The sequence below is a fragment of the Paenibacillus amylolyticus genome, from assembly GCF_051136285.1.
Classification (GTDB): Bacteria; Bacillota; Bacilli; order Paenibacillales; family Paenibacillaceae; genus Paenibacillus; species Paenibacillus amylolyticus_F.
The window spans coordinates 6,365,839-6,388,312 of the sequence record NZ_CP194938.1; the positions used below are offsets into that span (position 1 = coordinate 6,365,839).

The 22,474-nt window shown below is 45.9% G+C and carries 19 protein-coding genes, 1 pseudogene and 1 other annotated feature; of the genes and pseudogenes, 17 read left to right on the plus strand and 3 right to left on the minus strand.

What is annotated here, in order from left to right:
- Positions 1–21 precede the first annotated feature (21 nt).
- The 11 genes from ACR8BL_RS27745 to ACR8BL_RS27795 all read left to right on the plus strand — a co-directional run bounded on the left by ACR8BL_RS27745 (position 22) and on the right by ACR8BL_RS27795 (position 13,315).
- Positions 22–1,209 carry a D-alanyl-D-alanine carboxypeptidase family protein gene (locus ACR8BL_RS27745; RefSeq protein WP_434750515.1) on the plus strand — a complete coding sequence of 396 codons (1,188 nt, stop codon included), beginning with the start codon at positions 22–24 and terminating at the stop codon, positions 1,207–1,209.
- 56 nt (positions 1,210–1,265) lie between these two features.
- A complete protein-coding gene (locus tag ACR8BL_RS27750) occupies positions 1,266–1,892 on the plus strand; it encodes a nucleoside recognition domain-containing protein (protein WP_434750516.1) in 627 nt (208 codons plus the stop codon).
- A 6-nt stretch (positions 1,893–1,898) separates the two neighbouring features.
- Positions 1,899–2,432, plus strand: a complete 534-nt coding sequence (locus ACR8BL_RS27755) for a spore maturation protein (RefSeq protein WP_434750517.1) — start codon at positions 1,899–1,901, stop codon at positions 2,430–2,432.
- A 63-nt stretch (positions 2,433–2,495) separates the two neighbouring features.
- Complete coding sequence (locus ACR8BL_RS27760; RefSeq protein WP_434756497.1) at positions 2,496–3,314, plus strand: S1 family peptidase; 819 nt, start codon at positions 2,496–2,498, stop codon at positions 3,312–3,314.
- A gap of 216 nt (positions 3,315–3,530) precedes the next feature.
- Positions 3,531–4,280 carry a pseudouridine synthase gene (locus tag ACR8BL_RS27765; protein ID WP_434750519.1) on the plus strand — a complete coding sequence of 250 codons (750 nt, stop codon included), beginning with the start codon at positions 3,531–3,533 and terminating at the stop codon, positions 4,278–4,280.
- 139 nt (positions 4,281–4,419) lie between these two features.
- A complete protein-coding gene (locus tag ACR8BL_RS27770) occupies positions 4,420–4,947 on the plus strand; it encodes a redoxin family protein (RefSeq protein ID WP_434750520.1) in 528 nt (175 codons plus the stop codon).
- Between the two features lie 14 nt (positions 4,948–4,961).
- On the plus strand, positions 4,962–6,635 hold the full coding sequence (resB, locus tag ACR8BL_RS27775; protein ID WP_434750521.1) for a cytochrome c biogenesis protein ResB: 1,674 nt from the start codon (positions 4,962–4,964) through the stop codon (positions 6,633–6,635).
- Positions 6,632–7,894: a cytochrome c biogenesis protein CcsA gene (gene ccsA, locus ACR8BL_RS27780; protein ID WP_434750522.1), complete on the plus strand. Its 1,263-nt coding sequence runs from the start codon at positions 6,632–6,634 to the stop codon at positions 7,892–7,894. Before resB ends, ccsA begins: the two co-directional genes overlap by 4 nt.
- Before the next feature lie 139 nt (positions 7,895–8,033).
- Positions 8,034–8,750 carry a response regulator transcription factor gene (locus tag ACR8BL_RS27785; protein WP_110894386.1) on the plus strand — a complete coding sequence of 239 codons (717 nt, stop codon included), beginning with the start codon at positions 8,034–8,036 and terminating at the stop codon, positions 8,748–8,750.
- Between the two features lie 55 nt (positions 8,751–8,805).
- The gene (locus tag ACR8BL_RS27790) at positions 8,806–10,203 is read left to right on the plus strand and encodes an ATP-binding protein (RefSeq protein ID WP_434750523.1); all 1,398 of its coding nucleotides are present in this window, start codon (positions 8,806–8,808) and stop codon (positions 10,201–10,203) included.
- 193 nt (positions 10,204–10,396) lie between these two features.
- The gene (locus ACR8BL_RS27795; RefSeq protein ID WP_434750524.1) at positions 10,397–13,315 is read left to right on the plus strand and encodes a BclA C-terminal domain-containing protein; all 2,919 of its coding nucleotides are present in this window, start codon (positions 10,397–10,399) and stop codon (positions 13,313–13,315) included.
- Positions 13,316–13,400: 85 nt separating this feature from the next.
- Here the strand turns inward: ACR8BL_RS27795 and serA are convergent, their stop codons facing one another.
- The gene (gene serA / locus ACR8BL_RS27800; RefSeq protein WP_434750525.1) at positions 13,401–14,996 is read right to left on the minus strand and encodes a phosphoglycerate dehydrogenase; all 1,596 of its coding nucleotides are present in this window, start codon (positions 14,994–14,996) and stop codon (positions 13,401–13,403) included.
- A 200-nt stretch (positions 14,997–15,196) separates the two neighbouring features.
- Positions 15,197–15,427 (minus strand) — a binding site (T-box leader).
- A 323-nt stretch (positions 15,428–15,750) separates the two neighbouring features.
- Here serA and ACR8BL_RS27805 point away from each other — a divergent pair.
- The 3 genes from ACR8BL_RS27805 to ACR8BL_RS27815 are packed head-to-tail and all read left to right on the plus strand — an operon-like array spanning position 15,751 to position 17,620.
- Complete coding sequence (locus ACR8BL_RS27805) at positions 15,751–16,344, plus strand: CPBP family glutamic-type intramembrane protease (protein WP_434750526.1); 594 nt, start codon at positions 15,751–15,753, stop codon at positions 16,342–16,344.
- On the plus strand, positions 16,341–16,793 hold the full coding sequence (locus ACR8BL_RS27810; RefSeq protein WP_434750527.1) for a hypothetical protein: 453 nt from the start codon (positions 16,341–16,343) through the stop codon (positions 16,791–16,793). The genes ACR8BL_RS27805 and ACR8BL_RS27810 overlap by 4 nt, the downstream gene beginning before the upstream one ends.
- Positions 16,793–17,620 (plus strand): metallophosphoesterase, encoded by an 828-nt coding sequence (locus ACR8BL_RS27815; RefSeq protein WP_434752949.1) that lies wholly within the window; start codon positions 16,793–16,795, stop codon positions 17,618–17,620. Before ACR8BL_RS27810 ends, ACR8BL_RS27815 begins: the two co-directional genes overlap by 1 nt.
- 59 nt (positions 17,621–17,679) lie before the next feature.
- Here the strand turns inward: ACR8BL_RS27815 and ACR8BL_RS27820 are convergent.
- Both ACR8BL_RS27820 and ACR8BL_RS27825 read right to left on the minus strand, forming a co-directional pair.
- A pseudogene (locus ACR8BL_RS27820) lies at positions 17,680–19,239 on the minus strand (IS1182 family transposase).
- Positions 19,240–19,413: 174 nt separating this feature from the next.
- Positions 19,414–20,331 carry a polysaccharide deacetylase family protein gene (locus ACR8BL_RS27825; RefSeq protein WP_434758363.1) on the minus strand — a complete coding sequence of 306 codons (918 nt, stop codon included), beginning with the start codon at positions 20,329–20,331 and terminating at the stop codon, positions 19,414–19,416.
- Positions 20,332–20,425: 94 nt separating this feature from the next.
- Here ACR8BL_RS27825 and ACR8BL_RS27830 point away from each other — a divergent pair, with 94 nt between their 5' ends.
- From ACR8BL_RS27830 to prsW, 3 genes are all read left to right on the plus strand, one after another.
- The gene (locus ACR8BL_RS27830; protein ID WP_434750528.1) at positions 20,426–20,776 is read left to right on the plus strand and encodes a hypothetical protein; all 351 of its coding nucleotides are present in this window, start codon (positions 20,426–20,428) and stop codon (positions 20,774–20,776) included.
- A 188-nt stretch (positions 20,777–20,964) separates the two neighbouring features.
- Positions 20,965–21,579: a genetic competence negative regulator gene (locus ACR8BL_RS27835; RefSeq protein ID WP_434750529.1), complete on the plus strand. Its 615-nt coding sequence runs from the start codon at positions 20,965–20,967 to the stop codon at positions 21,577–21,579.
- Between the two features lie 43 nt (positions 21,580–21,622).
- Positions 21,623–22,321 (plus strand): glutamic-type intramembrane protease PrsW, encoded by a 699-nt coding sequence (gene prsW, locus ACR8BL_RS27840; RefSeq protein WP_434750530.1) that lies wholly within the window; start codon positions 21,623–21,625, stop codon positions 22,319–22,321.
- Positions 22,322–22,474 lie beyond the last annotated feature (153 nt).

The window sequence follows — 22,474 nt, forward strand, 5'->3', positions numbered from 1 at the left end:
AAGCGACCCGGAGGAATGTGGATGCGAAAATTAATGAAAGCTATTCTAGGTATGTTTATGCCTGTATTGCTGTTCTCAACGATGGGTACACCTTCCGTTCAGGCAACGATTGCTGGGCCGTCTACCCATGCGCAAAGTGCATCACTTATCGATGTGACATCTGGGCGAATTCTGTACAGTAAGGATGGGGACAAGGAGCTACGAATTGCAAGTTTGACCAAGATTATGACTGCCATCGTTGCGATTGAAGCAGGAGAGTTAGATAGAAAAGTCAAGGTAACGCCGTCTGCTTTTGCCAAAGAGGGATCTTCGCTGTACCTCAAGTTGAGTGAGGAAATGACCCTCGAAAATATGTTATACGGTCTCATGCTGCGCTCAGGCAATGATGCGGCTTCTGCCATCGCCGAACATATCGGCGGCTCGGAGGAAGGTTTTGTTCTGCTCATGAACAAAAAGGCAGAGCAAATCGGTTTGACACATTCCCATTTTATGAACCCACATGGGCTTGATGCAGAGGGGCATTACTCCACAGCGAATGATCTGGCGAGGTTAACGGCTTACGCACTCCATAACCCAGTGTTCAAACGCATCGTTGCAACCGAGAATAAATCGGCTCCCAATCCCAATGAAAGCTGGGAATATTCGTGGCACAACAAAAACAAAATGCTTCGTTTATATGAAGGTGCGGATGGGGTGAAAACCGGATATACCAAGAAGGCATTCCGCTGTCTTGTCAGTTCGGCGACTCGGGATAGGCAACAACTGGCAGCAGTGACGCTTAATGATGGCGATGACTGGAATGATCATGCGAGGATGTTGAATTTTGGTTTTGAAAATTTCCCGCTGGTTGAGATTGCGAGGCAGGAACAGCCTGTACAGAATATGGAACTTGTCACGGGGCGTGGATTTAAGTACCCACTGGCCAAGGGGGAAGAAGACGAACTGACCAAAAAGTTGGTTCTGCGCGATAAACGTACACAAACTAATATAGCCGAGAGTGGTCAGTCAGGTAATGCTTCGTTTGGACTGGCAGGGCGAATTGATATGCAATTGAAAGGCGAAACGATCGGTTCTATACCTGTGTATTACAAAGGCAGCTACATTCCACCAGAGCCCAAAATGGAAGATGTTACACTGGGCAGCTTCAGAGATGCCACGACATGGATTTCAGCGTGGAAAACGGTGTTAAGCCGACTGTTATCCCCCTGATCCAATATAGTTGATAAAATTTGTGCTTGGAGGTTAAGGAAAGGGGGGGGATTCCAGTGATCAATCTGATCTGGTTGATGATGATCTTGATCGGATTTGTTTTTGCAGCAGTGAACGGGAAAATTGAAGTGGTCACCCAGGCTGCATTTGATGGTGCAGCAACCGGGGTGACGGTATGTTTCGGCCTAATTAGTGTATTGGTATTCTGGATGGGAATGATGAAAATGGCGGAAGAAGCCGGACTACTCGGGCGGATTGCGAAGCTGCTTGGGCCGGTTGTAGGATTTCTGTTTCCCGATGTGCCGAAAAATCACCCCGCCATGGGTTACATACTGTCCAATATGAGCGCTAATTTGCTCGGGCTTGGGAATGCAGCTACTCCAATGGGCATCAAGGCAATGCAACAGTTGCAGGAACTGAATCCTGACAAGCAGACCGCTTCTCCAGCCATGTGTACGTTGCTGGCACTGAACACAGCCAGTATTACAATTATTCCGACAACATTGATTGCGATCAGGTTGAACTATCACTCTGCGAATGCTACAGAGATTGTAGGGACCACCTTGATGGCTACGATTATTGCTACGCTTGCTGCTATTATGGCAGATCGCTGGTATCGAAACAGAACTCTCCGCAGATCACCGCATATATCTCCAAGCGGTAATCCTGGCATGAAAGGATGAGCAGCCTTGTTAACCTTCATTAACTGGATTTCCGTCTGGGCCATCCCGGTTATTATCGCGTTTGTTCCATTATATGCGTTTACCAAAAAGGTCCCAGTTTACGAGTCCTTTGTTGATGGGGCCAAGGATGGCTTCTCGACTGCAATCAGCATCATCCCACATCTTGTGGGCATGATGGTTGCCATTAGTGTTTTTCGTGCCTCGGGGGCTTTAGATTTTGTGATTCACTTTTTCACCCCACTCGTCTCTTGGATGGGTGTGCCTGGAGAAGTGCTTCCGTTAGGCATTTTACGTCCACTAACTGGGACAGGCTCGCTTGCGTTCACCACGGATCTGATCAAAACATATGGCCCAGACTCTATGATTGGCCGAATGGCATCTACCATTCAAGGGAGTACAGATACAACGTTATATGTGCTAACCGTATATTTTGGAGCAGTGGGCATACGGAATGGGCGGTATGCTCTCAAAGTTGGATTGTTTTCTGACGTCGTTGGATTTATTGCTGCACTGGCGATTTGTTTGATCGTTTTTGGTTAACCGAATGCTCCTTTCCTTCCGATATACTAGTTATGCTAGAATAATAACGGAGGAGAGTGGGACATGCAGAAGAGTTGGAAACGAATGCTCCGTTACGGGTTGACAAGTATGCTTGCCATGACGATCCTTGCAGGTTCAACGGGGTTAGCAGGTGCTCAGGCTGAGCAGACGATACATTTTACCGGATACTTTGACAAATCATTGCGTGCGCAAATGGCGGTCACAGCCGATTCTTTTCCTGTTGTGAACGTACGCTTGGTCAAAGCAGATGAGCCGGATATGGTTTATTATGATGTAGGAACTTCTATTCTAATATCCAAAGATGAAGTATTAACCAATTATCATGTTGTTCAGGAATTTGCTGAGCTGTCTGGTGCGGATAAAGGAACATTAACGGTTGCGAGCCCTGGCGCGCTCAATCAGGCAGTTAAAGCTCAAATTATCAAAACCGATCCGGTAACGGATATGGCTTTGTTGAAGCTGGACAAACCGATTAATGCTGAACCGGTGAAGTTTGCCGATGCCAGAGATAATCAGGTGGTTTACACCATTGGATTTCCTAAAAATCCGTCCGGAGATCTCGTGATTTTGGATGATGATTTCCCTTCGAAATATAACACGATAGCCAAGAGTCGGGTGTTTAGTTCGCAGGCTGCGGATGTGCCGGGTAAAAAAGGCATTGGAAGCATCGTTAAAGCCATGGCACAAGGCAATTCAGGCGGACCTGTACTTGATCAGAATAATCGGGTAATCGGCATGATGACGTTTGTGTATGGTGGACGGACGTATTATATTACATCAAAGACATTGCAGACGTTTGTGAAAGAAACTGCAGCTCCGGCGAAAAAGCCGATTGTGGTTGCAGGCAAAGTTTCAAATTAAAATGAAATATATATAGAAATGTTGAAGGTTTACCTTTGCGCGGTCTGATTGAAAGTAGACGTTGCGGGGGTAAGCTTTTTTGTATCCGGACGAAGAAAATATTAATTCTTTAACACACAAATTAGCGATATAGCCTGCTTGTTCACAAAAACATCGGATAATCCTTGTGATTTCCCGGTTGGATGGGTATCATTAGTGTGAGGTGACATGACAAACATGGAAAGATTACAAAAAATTATTGCACAGGCAGGCATTGCATCCCGCCGAAAAAGTGAGGAACTGATCCTGTCCGGCAAAGTGGAAGTTAACGGGGAGGTCGTAACCGAACTGGGTACGAAAGCGAACCCCGAAGAGGATATGATTACGGTAAATGGCAAGCCGATCCGCAGTGAGAAAAAAGTGTATTTGATGCTGAACAAACCTAAAGGGGTTATTACAAGTGCATCAGACCCTGAAGGCCGAAAAATTGTATCCGATTATCTGAAAGGTGTTAAGGAACGTGTCTATCCGGTAGGGCGTCTTGATTATGACACAGAAGGGCTGCTCATTCTGACCAATGATGGCGAATTTGCGCATTTGCTGACACATCCCAAGCATCACGTACCTAAAACATATCTGGCCACGGTTAAAGGTGTACCACATGGTTCAGCTCTGGAGAAGCTCAAGACCGGTATTATGCTTGAGGATGGTATGACCGCTCCAGCAGAAGTGGAGTACAAGGATGTGGACACTGCTACCAATGAAGCTGTGATCTCCATTACGATCTATGAAGGACGGAACCGCCAGGTAAGACGTATGTTCGAAGCGATTAACCATCCAGTAACTCGTCTGAAACGGATTTCGTTTGGGGGTATTCTGCTGCAAAATCTGAAACGCGGACTTACTCGTAACCTGACCAAAGAGGAAGTTAACAATCTGATTACGCTCGCAAAATCCGAACCCGCCAAAAAAATGAAAAAAAGGTAATGTGAGGACACATAATTTTCATAAAACCGCCGCAGATTTGTGACGAAATTCGCTATAATTGTTCATAGGATGTTCACAGTTTCTGTTCTATAACAAGAAGGCTAGTTAATGAAATCGTCACTTTAAAGGGGAGCAGCACATGGGGAAATCAAGAAGAACGGTGCAAATCGTTATTTTGTGTTTGATCCTGGTGTTGGGCGGATACGCGATTACAACATCGGTATCCGGCTCGAATGGCAAGCCAAAGGAAGGGGATCAAGCCCCTTCTTTTGAACTGCTGGGCCTGGATGGTCAAGTTCATACGTCTGATGAGTATCAAGGGAAAGCGATGGTTATCAATTTCTGGGGCACATGGTGTGAACCTTGTGTGAAAGAGATGCCTGCACTTCAAGCGCAGGCTGACAAATGGAAAGATAAAGGTGTTCAGTTTGTTGGGATCAACGTTGGAGAAGATCAGATGACAGTAGAGAATTTTGTGCAGCAGGTGGGCGTTAAATTCCCGATTATGTTAGACCGGGACAAGAACTCGGTTCGGGATTATGGAATCTCACCCATGCCAACAACATTTTTTGTGTCCGAAACGGGCAAAATCTCTACTATTCATATCGGACAATTGGATTTGGACACACTTGACACTCAAATCTCACAGCTGACGAAGCAGCCCTGACAGGAGGTCTACTTGTGTTCCAAAATACGAAGTGTGAGTGTGGTCATCAGAATCCCGTAGGAACCGTATTATGTGAGGCATGCGGTAAGCCGCTGCTGGAAGAAGAGGTTCAATCGAATGAAGTGCTGGAGATGCGTTATGATGGCATGGCGCGGCGTTCACAGCGCAGCAATCCGAATGTTATTGATCGAATATGGAACTTTTTTTCATCTGTCAAGATTGCAGTTTATATGATCGTTCTTACACTTGTTGGCTCTATGCTGGGCACGATCTACCCGCAAGAGAGTACGTTTCTGAATATGGATCCTTCCGTTTATTACAAAGAAACCTATGGTCAGTTAGGCCATATTTATTATCTTCTGGGTCTATCTCATACATATGAATCTTGGTGGTTTATTTCGCTACTGGTGATGATTGGAGCTTCACTAGTCATCTGTAGTCTGGATCGGGTGCTTCCGCTTTATAAAGCGCTGAACAAGCAGCGTATTCGGAAACATTTACAATTCCTGACGAGACAACGTCTCGTGTATCAAGGTTCCGTCGATGAGGCGCCTGAAGAGTGGATTAAGAAAGCGGTTACGCCGCTGCGTAAGAAAGGGTATCGTGTTCATACACAAGGGGATGCATTGCTTGCTGAGAAGCAGCGTTTCAGCCGCTGGGGTCCTTATGTCATTCATATTGGACTTATAATTTTCCTGCTCGCTGTACTCGCACGTGGACTTCCAGGTTTAAATCTGGACGAGCATGTGGCTTTTCCCGAAGGGGAAATCAAAAAAATTCCGAACACGTCCATGTATCTGAAAAACGAAAAGTTTAGTGTAGAGTTTTACAGTGAAGATGAAGTGCCGGAGCAGTTCAAAAATTTGAATAAAACGGTTCCCAAGTTGTTTGAAACCAAGGTCGTTTTATATGAATGCACAGCAGATTGCTCGGATCTGTCCAAAAAACCTCAGCTTGAAGAGGTTGCAAGACATGATGTTCGAGTGAATCATCCTCTGAATTACCAAGGTCTGAAGGCATACCAGTTTGACTATGATCTTACGCCGACTATACGCTCGGTCACACCGGATCTGGTCAATACGAAGACTGGGGAAGTTTACGGCGCTTTAAAGATTGATATGATGGATACGCAGCGCTCCTTTGAGGCCGGTCCTTATACATTGACTGTCAAGGAGAAGTTTATGGACTTTGCGCTGGATGATAAAGGCGAACCCAAATCAAAATCACCTTCACCCAATGCACCTGCATTTCTCTTCCATATTAAAGGGCCAGATCTTCCCGAGAAGGGAATTCAATACTTGTATTTTGCCAAACAAATTGACAAGCAACGTTTTCAGCAAGATGCAATCAATCGTCAGCTTGTAGGAGGGGAGCTTCCTTTGCAACTGGAGGTTGACAGTATGGACAAGGTTGACCTTATACAGTCGGTAAGTTACCTGAATATACGCGTGGACAAAGCGATGCCATTTGTATGGGTTGGGGCTGGTATTGTCATGCTGGGTCTTGTCATGGGCTTTTATTGGCATCATCGTCGGATTTGGATTCGATTCGATAATGAGCGAATTACGCTCGGCGGGCACACGAACAAAAACTGGTTCGGCTTCAGGCGAGAAGTTGCCGGTATTTTGAAACAGATGAACCTGGAAGTGGATGAGAAGTCGTTGGATAACGGAGGGAACCAAGCATGAGTATACTCGATTTCAGCAGCGATGCATTTATCGTATCTTTTTTTCTGTATTGTGCTGCATTTTTATTATATGCCGTTGCCGTTATGGGCAAGAAATGGAGTAATCGTGATCCGTTGGATCATATGAACCGTTGGGGAAAACGCGCCTTCATAGCATCTACTGTGGCATTGACTGGGCATTTTGTTTTCTTCGTAACCCGGTGGATCGGTGCAGGTCATATTCCGGTTAGTAACATGTACGAATTTATGTCCTTTTTGTCCATGATGATCATGGTAGCATTTATTGTCGTGTACGCGATTTATCGGAAATCACTGCTGGGTTTGTTTGCACTTCCACTCACCATTATCATTATGGCTTATGCAGCCGTATTTCCACAGGAAGTTCAGCCCTTGATTCCAGCATTACAATCGATCTGGTTGAAAATTCATGTTACGCTGGCAGCTTTAGGTGAGGCATTTTTCGCTGTAGGTTTTGCCGCGGGATTCATGTATCTGCTTCGTACGGTTGATTTTAGTGGAAAAGACAAGTCTTCTCGCCGTCAGCGCGGGTGGGTTGAATTTACTCTCATTACGATAGTGGTAGTCATCGGATTTATTGGAACGGTATTTGCCTTCCGTGCAGCTGGCTATGAAGCTGTGTTTACGCAGAAAACAGTCAGCATTGACACAAAGGGAGAGGAAAATAGTACAATAGAGAAAGTGATTTATCGCATGCCTCCTATTTTTGCTCCATATAATAGTGAAGTAGAGAGCATTAAACCGTTTCTCGGCATGAAAGAGCCTTTACTTGAAACGCCTTCCTGGATGAAAGGTGTAAATGCAGGACGTAAATTGAATACAGTTGTTTGGTCTATCTTTACGGGTCTAATCCTTTATGGACTTATTCGTTTAATTGTTCGCAGACCGCTTGGACAAGCGTTACAGCCGATGATGAATGGAATAGATGCGGATGACCTCGATGAGATCAGTTATCGAGCTATCGCGATCGGATTCCCGATTTTCACGCTGGGAGCTTTAATTTTTGCCATGATTTGGGCACAGATTGCCTGGAGTCGTTTTTGGGGCTGGGATCCCAAAGAAGTATGGGCATTGATTACATGGCTGTATTATAGTGTGTATTTGCATTTGCGTTTATCCAAAGGGTGGCAGGGTCAGAAGTCTGCATGGCTCGCCGTGCTTGGGTTCCTGGTCGTCATGTTTACACTGGTTGGCGTAAATCTGATTATCGCGGGATTACATTCCTATGCGGGAGCAGACTAGTAAAGTGCATTCAAAATCGTGGGCAAAACAACGATAAATCCATGATGTACCCTTCACGAAAACAGGGTATTCAAATATTGTTCGCAAGATCGAACATAATAGAAGTGATGAGGAGTATTGTAAAGGGGCTTGAGTGGGCATGTCAGAACATGAGAATCGTATCTTGGTCGTGGATGATGAAGAAAGAATCCGCAGACTGCTTAAAATGTATCTTGAAAAAGAAGGTTATGAAATTGATGAAGCGGAAGATGGAGAAACAGCACTTCGTAAAGCAACGGCCGGTGACTATGGTCTGATTTTGCTTGATGTCATGCTTCCAGGCATGGATGGTGTTGAAGTGTGTACCCGACTTCGTCAGGTAAAATCTACCCCTGTATTAATGCTCACGGCAAAAGGGGAAGAGATTAATCGTGTGCAAGGTTTTGAGGTAGGCGCAGATGACTACGTAGTGAAGCCATTTAGTCCGCGTGAAGTAATATACCGGGTGAAGGCCATTTTGCGTCGTTCTTCGGCAACGGCATACCTTTCTAAGGAAAGCAACTCAAGCAACAATATTGTATTTCCGCATCTGGTTATTGAACATGATGCTCACCGTGTGACCGCGGGTGGCGAAGAGATCAGTCTAACGCCGAAAGAATACGAATTGCTGCATTATCTTGCAACATCACCTGACAAAGTTTTCTCCAGAGAAGAACTGCTTAAAGATGTATGGAATTATGAATTTTTTGGTGATCTTCGTACCGTGGATACACATGTGAAGCGTCTTCGTGAGAAGCTGAACAAAGTGTCCCCTGAATCGGCAGCGATGATAACAACCGTGTGGGGTGTGGGTTATAAACTGGAAGTACCGAAATAACTTTGCTTTCTGGAGATCATTGGTTGGAAAATTATGGATAACGATTATTTGCCTTGTGGGTTGCGTACTTATTGCGCTGGGTCTTTTTCTGTTACCCTATATTGATACTAACTTTGCTGAGTCTGAATCCAGGGACATCAAAAAGCTGTTTACTTATATCTGCATTGTCGGATTCAGTCTAACAACGTTTTTTGCATTATTTCTGTTCACCAAAATTACACAGCCCATGCAGCAATTAATTCAAGCAGCCAATGCTATCCGCAAAGGGAATTATGGAACGAGACTTTCTCTTCGTACCAATGACGAAATTGGTGAACTTGCGAACACATTTAACCACATGGCTGTTCAACTGGAAGATACCATTCGAAATCTGAATCATGAGAAGGAACATTTGGCGAGTGTGCTGCGAAGCATGACGGATGCCGTGATTACTTTTGATGGTGAAGGTAAGGTGATCTTGACGAATCCGCCTGGTGAAAAAATCATGCAGGCCTGGTACGCCCTCGACTGGGCTCAGGAGGATGAAGGACTGGATGGATATCCTTCTACCAATCCGTCCCGAGATGTTCCGGAACCGCTGGTTCCCTTATTCAGATTGGTAATGGAGCAAGGTGGCGACCAGAATTCCAATGTTCATGTGCAACAAGGGGTGTGGTCTGTTCAGATGGCCCCTTTATATGCTGATAGTGTGGTGCGGGGCGCTGTTGCGGTTTTGAGAGACGTTACTGAAGAAGTGAAAATGGAGAAGATGCGTCGTGACTTCGTTGCCAATGTATCTCATGAGATTCGTACACCGTTATCGATGATGCAGGGATACAGTGAGGCGTTACTTGACGGGATGGCAACATCACCGGAAGAAAGCGAAGAGCTGATCCAAGTTATACACGATGAGTCACTGCGGATGGGTAGACTGGTCAAAGATTTACTTGATCTTGCCCGTATGGATGCAGGACATACTGATATGAATATGAAGGAAGTTGAGCTTGGTGAACTTCTTGAACGCGTCTATCGAAAATTTATGGTTCGCTCAAAGGAACAGGAGATTCAGCTTCAGTTTGAATGCAAGCAACAGACGATCCCACTTCAACAGGCAGATGAAGACAGGCTGGAGCAGGTATTCACGAATTTACTGGATAATGCTTTCCGACACACACCTGGTGGTAAAAGTGTAAAGATTTCTGCTGAGCTTGTCACCCACCTGCGTGCTCCTTTCGCGAAGGTAAGTATAAAAGATCAGGGCGTGGGCATTCCCACTTCAGACCTGCCTTTTATTTTTGAACGTTTCTACAAAGCAGATAAAGCTCGCGTTCGGGGAGAAACCGTGGGGACAGGACTTGGTCTGGCGATCGTAAAAAACATCGTGGATGCGCATCAGGGCACGATTCATGTCAACAGTGTGCTTGGTGAAGGCACGGAGTTTATTTTACAATTTCCTGTAGATTCTTCGAAATAGGCTGATTTCAAACAAAAAATGCCGAAACACCCTCTTATGGAGGGTGTTTTTTGTTGAAGTATTCCGTTTAATCTTGTTCAACGTGGAACAACATCGTATCAATTTTTCGTTCGTAAAAAATGTCCAAGATAATTTTTGATCTCTTCCTTCATAAGATTGAACAAGTAGGTTTTAAAGGAGGAGTGATTCAAGCATGTCCGATGGACGAAAAAGAGTTGACATTAAAGCGTTTTTAGAAGGGGGATCCTTTCGAGCAGGTTCGCCATTTATTCCGATAACTGCTAGTGAACTTGAGCAATTTGAATCTATTCTTCGCTCTCTCAGTGTAACAATTCCTACCGCAATTAGTCAGCCGAGTGCATCAAATATACTTGCATTACAGAACGGATTACGTCAACTACTTAGCTTTGTGAACGAATCGGAGTTCCGGGCCGGGGTAAAGGCAGAACTTCAATCTGTATTAGAGCTGACCATCGCTTCTTCTGAGGTTGTTCCTGTCCCACTGATTAATTTTGCGGGAAATCTGCAAAGTCTACTGGATGATTTGTTAAGTGTAATATTGCTTTTAGAGATACCTCCTGTAGTGAAGGATCGTCTGGTAGGATTAATTCGATCTATATCCATTTCCTTAAGTAGAGCTTCAACGGCATTGGGCGCTGGGGGGGACACAGGCCCAGCAGGTCCTCCCGGTGTTCCGGGAGTTCCAGGAGTTCCTGGAGTGAGAGGGGCTGCGGGACCAGCAGGTGCAGTAGGGCCAGCTGGACCGGTTGGTCCAGTAGGGCCACAGGGAGTACAAGGGCCGGCAGGCACTCCGGGTGTAGGGTTGAATAACATTACAACCTTTGACCCTGCGACTGGATCATCGTATGCACAAGGTCAGGTAGTAAGCTATAATGGCAGTCTTTATGTGGCCAATGTGAATGGGCCGGTAGGTGTCCCAGGAAGTTCACCAGATTACACTCTTTTACTGGCAGCTGGAACTACGGGGGCAACAGGTGCAACGGGTGTGGGGCTATCTGGAGCGGTTGTTTTTGACCCTGCTCTTGCACCGAGTTATCCTGCTGGTCAAGTCGTTACTTTTAATGGTAGTACTTATATTACAAGTGTGGCTAGTCCGACTGGTACACCTGGTACTTCTTCGGACTACACGTTGATCGCTGCAGCTGGTGCAACAGGAGCCACCGGTGCAACTGGTACGGCAGGAGTAACGGGAGCAACAGGTGCAGGTTTGACGGGCATTGTAGCATTTGATCCTGCTGTGGCGCCAACGTATCCCGCAGGTCAGGTAGTCACCTTTAATGGTAGTACGTATGTAGCTAATGTGGCTTCACCAACAGGAACACCGGGAACCTCGACAGACTTCACATTATTGGCAAGTGCAGGAGCCACAGGGGTAACAGGAGCAATTGGTGTGACAGGTACAACAGGATTTACCGGCATAACTGGGGAAACGGGCGTGACGGGTGCAACCGGTACAGCGGGAGTCACGGGAGCGACAGGCATAGGTTTAACCGGCATTGTGGCTTTTGATCCTGCTGTGGCGCCAACGTATCCCGCAGGTCAGGTGATCACTTTCAATGGTAGTACGTATATCACTAATGTTGCCTCGCCAACAGGAACGCCAGGGACGTCACCAGACTACACATTACTTGCAGGTGCAGGATCAACAGGAGAAACGGGCGTGACCGGAGCTACGGGAACAGCCGGAGTCACAGGAGTTACTGGCGTAAGCATTACGGGAGAAACGGGTGTGACCGGTGAAACGGGCGTGACCGGAGCCACGGGAACAGCTGGCGTCACAGGAGCAACCGGTGTAAGCATTACGGGAGCCACGGGTGAAACCGGGGTGACCGGAGCTACGGGAACAGCCGGAGTCACAGGAGCGACTGGCGTAAGCATTACGGGAGAAACGGGTGCGACCGGTGAAACGGGCGTGACCGGAGCCACGGGAACAGCTGGGGTCACAGGAGCGACTGGCGTAAGCATTACGGGAGCCACGGGTGCGACGGGTGAAACCGGGGTGACCGGAGCTACGGGAACAGCTGGGGTCACAGGAGCGACTGGCGTAAGCATTACGGGAGCCACGGGTGAAACCGGGGTGACCGGAGCTACGGGAACAGCCGGAGTCACAGGAGCAACCGGCGTAAGCATTACGGGAGAAACGGGTGTGACCGGTGAAACGGGCGTGACCGGAGCCACGGGAACAGCTGGCGTCACAGGAGCAACCGGTGTAAGCATTACGGGAGCCACGGGTGAAACCGGGGTGACCGGAGCTACGGGAACAGCCGGAGTCACAGGAGCGACTGGCGTAAGCATTACGGGAGAAACGGGTGCGACCGGTGAAACGGGCGTGACCGGAGCCACGGGAACAGCCGGAGTCACAGGAGCAACCGGTGTAAGCATTACGGGAGCCACGGGTGAAACGGGCGTGACCGGAGCCACGGGAACAGCCGGAGTCACAGGAGCAACCGGCGTAAGCATTACGGGAGAAACGGGTGCGACCGGTGAAACGGGCGTGACCGGAGCCACGGGAACAGCCGGAGTCACAGGAGCAACCGGCGTAAGCATTACGGGAGCCACGGGTGCGACGGGTGAAACCGGGGTGACCGGAACCACGGGAACAGCCGGGGTCACAGGAGCAACCGGTGTAAGCATTACGGGAGCCACGGGTGCGACGGGTGAAACCGGGGTGACCGGAGCCACAGGTACGTCCGTAACGGCAACCTCAGCTTTTGCTGAAAATACGAGTGGTACGATCCTAGTTCTTTTGGGCGGTACATTGATCCCATTGCCAAACAATCAAAACATCGGAACAGGTATTACGGTCAATGGATCTAACGATACGTTTACTTTGGCTAACACAGGAAGATACTTTATTTCTTACAAAATCAGTTTAACTGCTGCAGCTCTAATACAGTCTCGGGTTTTGCTCAATGGCGCAGCGATTCCAGCGAGTGTTGTCTCGCCTGCGTTATCCTTGAGTCAGTTGCAAACAGAATTCATCGTCTCGGTTACTGCGGGTTCGAACATTCAACTTCAGCTTTTCGGCCTTGTGGCCACGGCTGTACTTTCACCACCAGGTGCAACGTTAACGATTATTCAATTAAGTTAACAATCCTTAATTCCACAGAACGTAAAAAAGACGGGAGCATTGTCGTTCCCGTCTCTTTTTTGTAACATTTAATAAATCCTTCGTATTAACCTAGCACAATTTCTACAGCTGTATTCAGTTCAGGTAGTGCTGTGAGCTGAACCAGTACATCTTTTGGAACTTCTTTATCAACAGTCAGAATCATGATCGCAGCACCACCAATAATTTTACGACCAACCTGCATCGATGCAATGTTTACATCATTTTGACCAAGCAAAGTACCTACACGTCCAATGATACCCGGTTTATCGTTGTGTGAGATCAAAATTTGGTGACTTTCCGGCGCGATATCTACCGGGAATTTGTCAAGACGAACAATCCGCTCACCGTATCCTGCGAGAAGTGTACCTGCCACGCGGCGTTCTTCAGCATCTTGAGTTGTTACGAGTGTTACGGTAATCAGGTTTGTGAATCCTTTTGTAGCCGAGGTTTGGCTTACAACTACATTCAGATCGCGAATTTTAGCCAGGTGCATGGAATTGACGATATTGGCTTCTCCGCCCAAATGTCTAGCCAGAATCCCTTTTACAATGTAACGAGTCAGTGGTGATGTATCCACTTCCGACAGATCACCTGCATAATCAATGCGAATCTCTTGTACTGCATTTTGAGTGATTTGTGCTGCAAAACTTCCCAGCGTTTCACCCAGTTTAAAGTATGGCTGCAGTTTATTCATAACTGTTGGTGCGACAGCTGGCATATTTACTGCATTTTTGAACGGTTCATTGCGAAGAATGTGAAGAACCTGTTCAGATACGTCAATAGCTACATTTTCCTGAGCTTCTACAGTTGATGCACCTAAGTGAGGCGTAACAATAATGCTTGGGTGATTCAGGAATGGATGATCGGCTGCAGGTGGCTCACTTTCAAATACGTCGAATGCAGCGCCAGCAACAATTCCTTCATCAATCGCTTCGACAAGCGCCATCTCGTCAACTACACCGCCGCGTGCACAGTTAATAATGCGCATGCCTTTTTTCATCACTTCAAATTGAGGACGGGAAATCATATGGCGTGTTTCTGGAGTAAGTGGAGTGTGAACAGTCATAAAGTCCGCATTCCGGATAATATCATCAACACTAGCCAGCTTCACTTGAAGTTTCTCAGCACGCTCCTCAGTGAGGAACGGGTCATAAGCGAGTATATCCATTCCGAATGCTTTGGCACGTTTAGCAACCTCGCTGCCGATTCTTCCCATACCAAGTACACCGAGAGTTTTATTTCTTAGTTCCACACCAAGGAAGGTTTTCCGATCCCATGTACCTTGAATGGTTTTTGCATATGCCTGCGGAATGTGTCGTGCGAGTGCCATCATCATGGCAAAGGTGTGCTCACACGTCGTAATTGTATTGCCGTCAGGAGCATTAATTACAATAATTCCGCGTTGTGTAGCAGGTTCCAGCTCAATATTATCCACACCAACTCCTGCGCGTCCAATCACTTTAAGATTGGTGCCAGCGGTCATAATACGTTCAGTAACACGGGTCTGGCTACGAACGAGGAGAGCATCATAATCACCGATAATGGCAACAAGTTCATCTTCACTAAGTCCGGTTTTCTTCTCGACAACGACATCACTTGCATCCACCAACTGCTGAATTCCCAGATCACTGATTGGATCCGATACTAACACTTTGTACATGGTTTCTTCCTCCTTAGGTTTGTATATCTATAATCGTCAAGGTCTGGTCTCCGACTAGAGACGTTCCTTAAAACCAATGATTCTTCCCTCCAACAACGCGGTGTCGTAGCAGAGGGGTAGGGTGAACAAAAAGGATGGTTCCACAGGATTCTTTTATCGAAAATAATCAAAAAACTCTCAATCCACATACTGCTTGCGCAATAAGGGACGAGAGTTGTCGTGGTACCACCCTAATTCACCGCCGTTTCGCAACGACAGTCTTAGCGGTCAATGAAGACCGAAGAGGATAACGGGTCTAAACCGATTGCACCTACTCCAATTTCAATGCAATAACTCAGGAGCGCTCAAGATCATCTGCCCGCCACCGATTCCCACCAACCATCGGCTCTCTGAAAGACAAAGCAACGTCTTTTTTCCATCATCGTGTTTTACGTGACTAATTTTTTCATAATGTATCATGGCTTACATGAGCATGTCAATAGGCTTAAATGTTTTAATCTGAACGTGCCAACGCACACCCAACGTGTATTTATTCTGCTTTAAAATGAATCTGTATATAGATTAAACCGCTTAAATAAGCTGTTTCATGAAAGGAAATTCACCGCATTAATGAAGTAACGTTTCGGGGTAATCACCCGGGACTTGGGACAGGTCTTGAACCAGATTGGTTTTTTGGCTATCATTTAGTATACTATGGGATTGTTCAATGAAATATTTATTCTTATCAAATAACTCAAGAGGACAGACGCATGCAATGAAAAAAAAGAAATTTCCGAAGTTTAAAATTAAGAAGGCAGAACCGCAGCAATTAACTGAACGGTTGTTGTTGATCAATTTATACTTCACTCAGGGGTTAACTTTGATCATAGGGATCGTATGGATTCTGCTGCAGAAAAGGGATTTATTTGAGGTTCTGGCTTTGCCTGATCATCTTCAATTTTTATGGTGGGGTCTGGGGCTTGCTGCTATTATGCTTATCATGGATTTGGTACTGTCCCATGTGATTCCTCAGGAAAGCATGGATGATGGGGGGATTAACGAGCTACTGTTTCGCGGACGCCCGATCTGGCACATTGTATGCATAGCTGCCTTGGTAGCTGTATGTGAGGAACTCTTGTTCCGCGGCGCGATACAACATGCGATCGGTCCATATTGGACGAGTATTTTATTTGCAGTTATTCACATTCGTTATCTTCGCCACTGGATTCCAACAGGATGGGTGTTTGTGTCGAGCTATGGCTTGGGATATATCTATTTACAGTCTGGTACGTTATGGGCACCTATTCTGTGTCATTTTATTATTGACCTGGTATCCGGATTAGCGATACGTTTTCGGAGGGGATCATGAGTCAGCCATTAAGTAGGATGAAAACATACGGCAGCCAGCGTCATCGAAACTCGGACAATAAAGAGAAAAGAGAGCGGCGCACACTTTCTCAAACCAGTCTGGTTGTTGAAACGGCAGCAACTGCCGAAACAGTAGGAATTCCGCCAATTACTTCCGTTTCGTTACCGCGGTCACAACGGCATTCTAATGCTGCCTCACTGGAAAGTCCGGTATTACCGCAGCGAGCGCCAAGTCGCTCCAAAAAAACGGCAAATCAAAAGGAAAGTTCAGTTTCGGAGGCTAGTTCTTTACCCACTCGAACCGAATTGTATCCTTCGCGGCGTTTGCGATTGAGCAAAAGATTTGTTAACTCGCTCATTTTTATTTTCTTCATGTTAACGGTTGGTCTGGTGTGGTGGGGGATAAAAGGAGCTCCTCCGCTAAACACATTCCTTCCATTACCGTGGTAATGCTAGCTACTGCAGGTCTTGTCATGTTAGCGGGAGCCATGATGCTTTTCCTGCATATGTGGCGTGAGGCTCACACCACTGTAATAACAGAGGATGAAGTGGAACTTTCACATCTTCCGGCTTCATTCGATGGAGCAACGATTGTTTATTTGTCAGATACACATGAACGCTTGCTCAAGACAACAGATATAGAGAAGTTGAGGGGAAGAGTGGATTGGGTATTCATCGGGGGCGATTTTGCTGAAGAGGGGATTTCCTGGTCAATTGTCAGACATAATATGAGACTTTTGTCGAGTCTGGCTCCGACCTTTGCTGTTTATGGAAATCATGACAAAAAGGCCGGCATCACTTCTTTGTCTGAGCTGTTGAAAGATTCCAACGTGCTGCTCCTTCAAGACAAAGCTGTATATTTGCAAAAGGGAATGGAACAGATCCGGTTGGTTGGTTTAGATTACCGGTCTAAACAGGGAGAGTTATTGCTTCAGAATGCTGAGGGTAGCTGTTCTACAATCGTATTGGTTCACGATCCTTTGGAAGCACTGCGATTAGAACTCAATGTTGACCTTGTACTAAGCGGTCATACTCATGGAGGACAACTGGTCTTGCCATTGTTGGGGCCAATATTACTGAGTAAGGCTTATCGTGCCGTACGGAGCGGCTGGTTCTCCTTGAAACGTAGTCATGATGATTTTCGAGATGGCAAATTACTTGTAAGTCGGGGGTTTGGTACAAACCATCTTCCGCTCAGGTTATGTTGTCCCGCAGAGATACATCTCATCACACTTCGTGTTTCTACAGCAAAAAGGGGCTGTCTCAAAAGCCTTTAAAAAAGAACATCGGTGAAGAGAAGGAACATCGATACGTCCAAACGAGACCAAGCAGAGGTTCATCCTGCTTGGTCTCGTTTACGTTTTTCCGCCATTGTCGCTTTTTTGAGCAGATTATGGGCAAGGCAAAGCCACCCGACCTCCAGGCTTACTTTTTGCAAGCCGCGAAGCAGGAATCTTCGGAATCCCCGATTGTTTTTCATTTGTCCAAACACACTTTCAGGCTCGATCATGCGCCGAACGGAAAGACGATATCCTTCCTCGCTGCGCAGGCGTTCTCGCATCTCGTTTTTTTGCCGCAGGTAGGTCAGGCTTATGGCAATTTCCCGATCTCCTTGGGCCCTGGTGCATATCGATTTCATGGGGCACTGGCTACAATCTTCGCTCAGGTAATGACGGGTGCGAATCGGGTAGCCGCTCTCTGTCACTGTCTGACGTTCCACGCGAAAATGTAATGTTTGTCCAGCCGCACAGGTCCACGTATCTGACGTTTCGTTGTAACTCCAGTTGTCTACTTTACCCATAGCTCGCTGAAAAGTCCTTGTTTTTTCCTTATGGTATGTCCCGTACTTCACGATACCCTGAATGTTTTTTTCCTCCAGATAACTGTAATTTTCCTCACTACCATACCCCGCATCGGCAATGACGGTCTTGGGTTTCTAGCCTAGCATTTTTTCCAGATGATCCAGATGGGGCTTCAGACATTTGGTATCCGTAGGCCGCTGGTGGACGCTGTAGCCTAAAACAAACTGATTTTCTGTTCCGATCTGTACATTGTATCCAGGCTTCAATTGACCATTTCGCATGTGATCTTCTTTCATTCGCATAAACGTCGCATCCGAGTCGGTTTTGCTGTAGCTGTTTCGCTCGCCAACAGTTTGAAGCTGATGCTCATATTTTTGCAACCGGGGCAGCAAGTCCTTCCGCAACTGGCGCACCGCTTTTTTGAGGGTTTTGTCCTTGGGTTTTTCGCTGAGTTTTTCTTCTAAGTGCTTCACGGCTTGCTCCAGCTTTTCCGCCGTGAGCGCCGAGGTTTCACCAAGTTCAGGCAGGTCGGCCCCGGTATGGACGGCATCCTCTTCGTTTTCTGCCTCTTCGATGGCTTGAAACAAGGTAGGTACTTTTTCTTGCAGCTTGGCCTGGTGCTTGACGACGGCTTTTTTCCACACAAAGGTATAGCGATTCGCATTCGCTTCGAGCTTGGTTCCGTCTAAAAAATAGTGATCCAAGGATACGTATTGCTCCTGAACCAACAGCTCCAGCACATGGGCAAACACGGTTTCGAGCACTGCTTTCATCCGCTCGGAACGAAAGCGATTGATGGTACGGAAATCTGGTTTTTGGCGTGCGGCGAGCCACATGAACATGATATTTTCGCGAACTGCCTTGGCGATTTGCCGGGAAGAATAGATGCGCTGGGTGTAGGCGTAGATGATGATTTTAGTGAGCATTTTGGGATGATAGCTGTGGCGGCCACCACCAGGATATGCGGTGTTGAAAATGGAGTCGCTCAGGCGGTTAACTGCGTCATTCACGACACGCACAAGATGATTTTCGGGGATATCTGTCTCCAAATCCATTGGCAAGAACAGTTGATCCATGGTATATTGAATGTACAAAAGAAGCCCTCCTTAAAGTGGTTGCTCGACACTTCCATTTTACCAAGGAAAGGCTTCTTTTTGTTGTGTAAATTTGAAAACTGGGGCTATCCCGAGTCTTTTTATGACTTATGAGACAGCCCCTTTTTTTATCGTATAACAGTTATCGCCTGAGCCAGTTATTTATTTGGCTTTTTATTGGGTCTGCAGCTCGATTGCACGAGGATCAACAAAAGAATAACCCTTGTTCTCAAGTTTTGTTAACAACCCATCCAGAGCCTCGACTGTCCAAGGTAATTCATGCATTAAAATATTACTTCCAGGATGGAGCTGATCCAGAACATTGTGGATGACTTTATCCGGTTTGTTTTTGGTGGTCTTATCCCAGTCCAGCGAGCCGTTGGACCATGTCATATACAACATGCCTTGTTCTTTGACTGTATCTTTCAGTGCATCATTCCCGGAACCAAAAGGTGGTCTGAAAAACCGAGGTTCCTCTCCAATGGTATCTTTCACAATCTGTTGAACGTCAGTGACCTGTTTCTTGGCTTCTGAACTTGACATTTTCTTCAAATCCTCATGGTCCCAAGCGTGGTTCCCGATAATCTGTCCGCGTTCATGAATCACTTTCAACAATTCAGGTTGACGTTTCACTCGGTTACCATTAAGGAAAAATATCGCTTTGGCATGATGTTTATCCAATGTATCGATAAGTGATGTGATCATTTTTTTGTCCTTTGGCCCATCGTCAAAAGTTAACAAGACAACTTTAGCAGGGCTGGACTCATCATTGGGTTTAATAACATAATTCGAATTCATATGATATGTTTTCTTAACGAGTACTTCTCTTGGAGTTTCATCTGTGGAGGGAGTAATATGCTGTGAACCAGCTTTTTCTGTATTCGTTTCCTCCAGCGGATGATTTAATGTATCCGTCTCAGCATGATCGACCTGGGGCTCGGTACTTACGTTTGATTCGTTCTTTTCCTCAGAATGGATTACAGCAGTTTCTTCTTTGCTAACCTCAAGCTCAGGTGAAGATTGGTTCTGCGAACTGCACGCAGACAGCGACATACTTACGATGAGCAACAATGAAATGGCATGTTTCAATATTTTTTCAACTCACTTTCCTGTATTTATACGGAATGAGATTGTCTTCTACAGCAAACACTACTTTTGATTTTAACACTTAAAGGAGGTTGGTGTAATGAAGGCGTCATCCTTTTTCTGGGGTATTGTCGTTGGCGTTGCAGCCAGTTCTTGGTTAGCTAAGGGCAGAATGCCTATGTTGTCTTCAGGTTCGTCCCGAAACATGGTTGACCAGGCCAAACATAAAATGATGGAGATGACATTTCCGGGTATGGATAGCTTCAGCAACAAACCGGATCATCATGTAGAACCCCATAAGACGGCAGCGAAAGCCGGTAGAACGATCTCTCCACGAGAAAAAGAAGAAAATATGAACATGCTTAAAGATTTTATTCGGACCAACCCGGATGTTAAACATGAAGTGGAGCAAATTTTGAGTCAAACAAATACAACGGTACCGGGTTTATAACCCTCATCATCCATTAAGAATCATCCACAGTCTTGATTTGATGTGGATTGATTCTTTTTTTTGTTGATTTTACTTCGTGCATTTACAGGTATAAAATGATAACATAACTACATAGATTTATTTTCAGCACATATTGTTTTGTGCTTCATAATCTGTTATAAGACTTGCTTATAAAGGGGAGATCCTGTATGAAAATAGAACGACTAAGTCACGATAAGATACGGATTTTCCTGACCTTTGACGATCTGAGCGAGCGCGGAATACAAAAAGAAGATATGTGGCAGGAGTTACCGAAGGTACATGAACTGTTCACTGAAATGATGGACCAGGCTTATTCTGAACTTGGCTTTGATGCTACAGGTCCGCTGGCTGTTGAAGTATTCGCACTTCCCGCTCAAGGGATGGTTGTCATTGTTACTCGTGGAAAATATGATCCGCAACAATATGGTTCAGGTCATGAAGATGATCTTCCTGAAGAAGTATATGAAATGGAAGTTACACTGGAGCAAAGTGACTCCATCGTATACGCATTTAAGGATTTTGAGGTGCTGATTGAAGCCGCCCATATGTTACGTCAACATGTTACGGATGCGGGGAAACTGTATTCTTACAAAAATAAATGGTTCTTACATTTTGAACCGGATGATGTGGACTCCACCAAACATGCAGCATTGATTGCCTTGCTCGCCGAGTTTGGGGAAGGTTCTTCGGTTACACCAGCAGTCATGGAAGAGTATGGAAAGGTAGTTATTCCGGAACAAGCGATTGATGTCATCTGCACCCACTTCAAACGTCAAGAGTAAACTTCTGTAATATTCGTTTCACTAGTCAGAGGAGGGAATTTCGGTGCTTTTGTTTTCGCTACTAGCTGCAGCAGTTGCTCCGGGTCTCGCCTTGTTAACATACTTTTATCTTAAAGACCGCTACGATTATGAACCGCTTCACATCGTTTTAAGAGTATTTCTTATGGGTTTTCTGATTGTTCTGCCCGTGATGATTATTCAACGAGGTATGATGCTGTGGTTTGGAGAGAACCCTCTTCTTGAATCTATCTTGATCTCGGGCGGGGTTGAGGAGTTTGTTAAGTGGTTTGTGATCTATCACATTATTTATAATCACACCGAATTTGATGAGCCTTATGATGGGATATTATATTCCGTAGCTGTATCATTGGGCTTCGCAACGGTGGAAAATGTGCTATATGCTTTTGCAGGCAATGCCTCCGTATCAGGAATGTTTCTAAGGGCCCTTCTGCCCGTATCAGGCCATGCGATGTTTGCTGTTATTATGGGGTATTACATGGGTAAGGCCAAGTTTATTGATGATACTAAGAAAAAGCGGTGGTATCTCAGCTTGTCTCTGATACTTCCATTTTTCTGGCATGCATTGTACGATGTCATTATGAATATGATGGTGAATCACTGGTTATGGTTCATCGCGCCTCTGATGGCGGGTCTGTGGTATGGAGCAATAGGCAAAATTACACGGGCTAACAACCGTTCGCCCTTCCGTTTCGTGAAACGAGAGGAAGAGATTAAATTATAAAAAATACGGACACACTGGTGGACATGAAGCGTGTTAAACGCAGACCCCGGTGTGTTTTTTTGTGTGTTACAGATACCCGGGGAACGACGATATGAAACGGGGATGTAAGATGACAAGAATCAAAATAAAAATTAGATGCAAGCAATGTGGTGA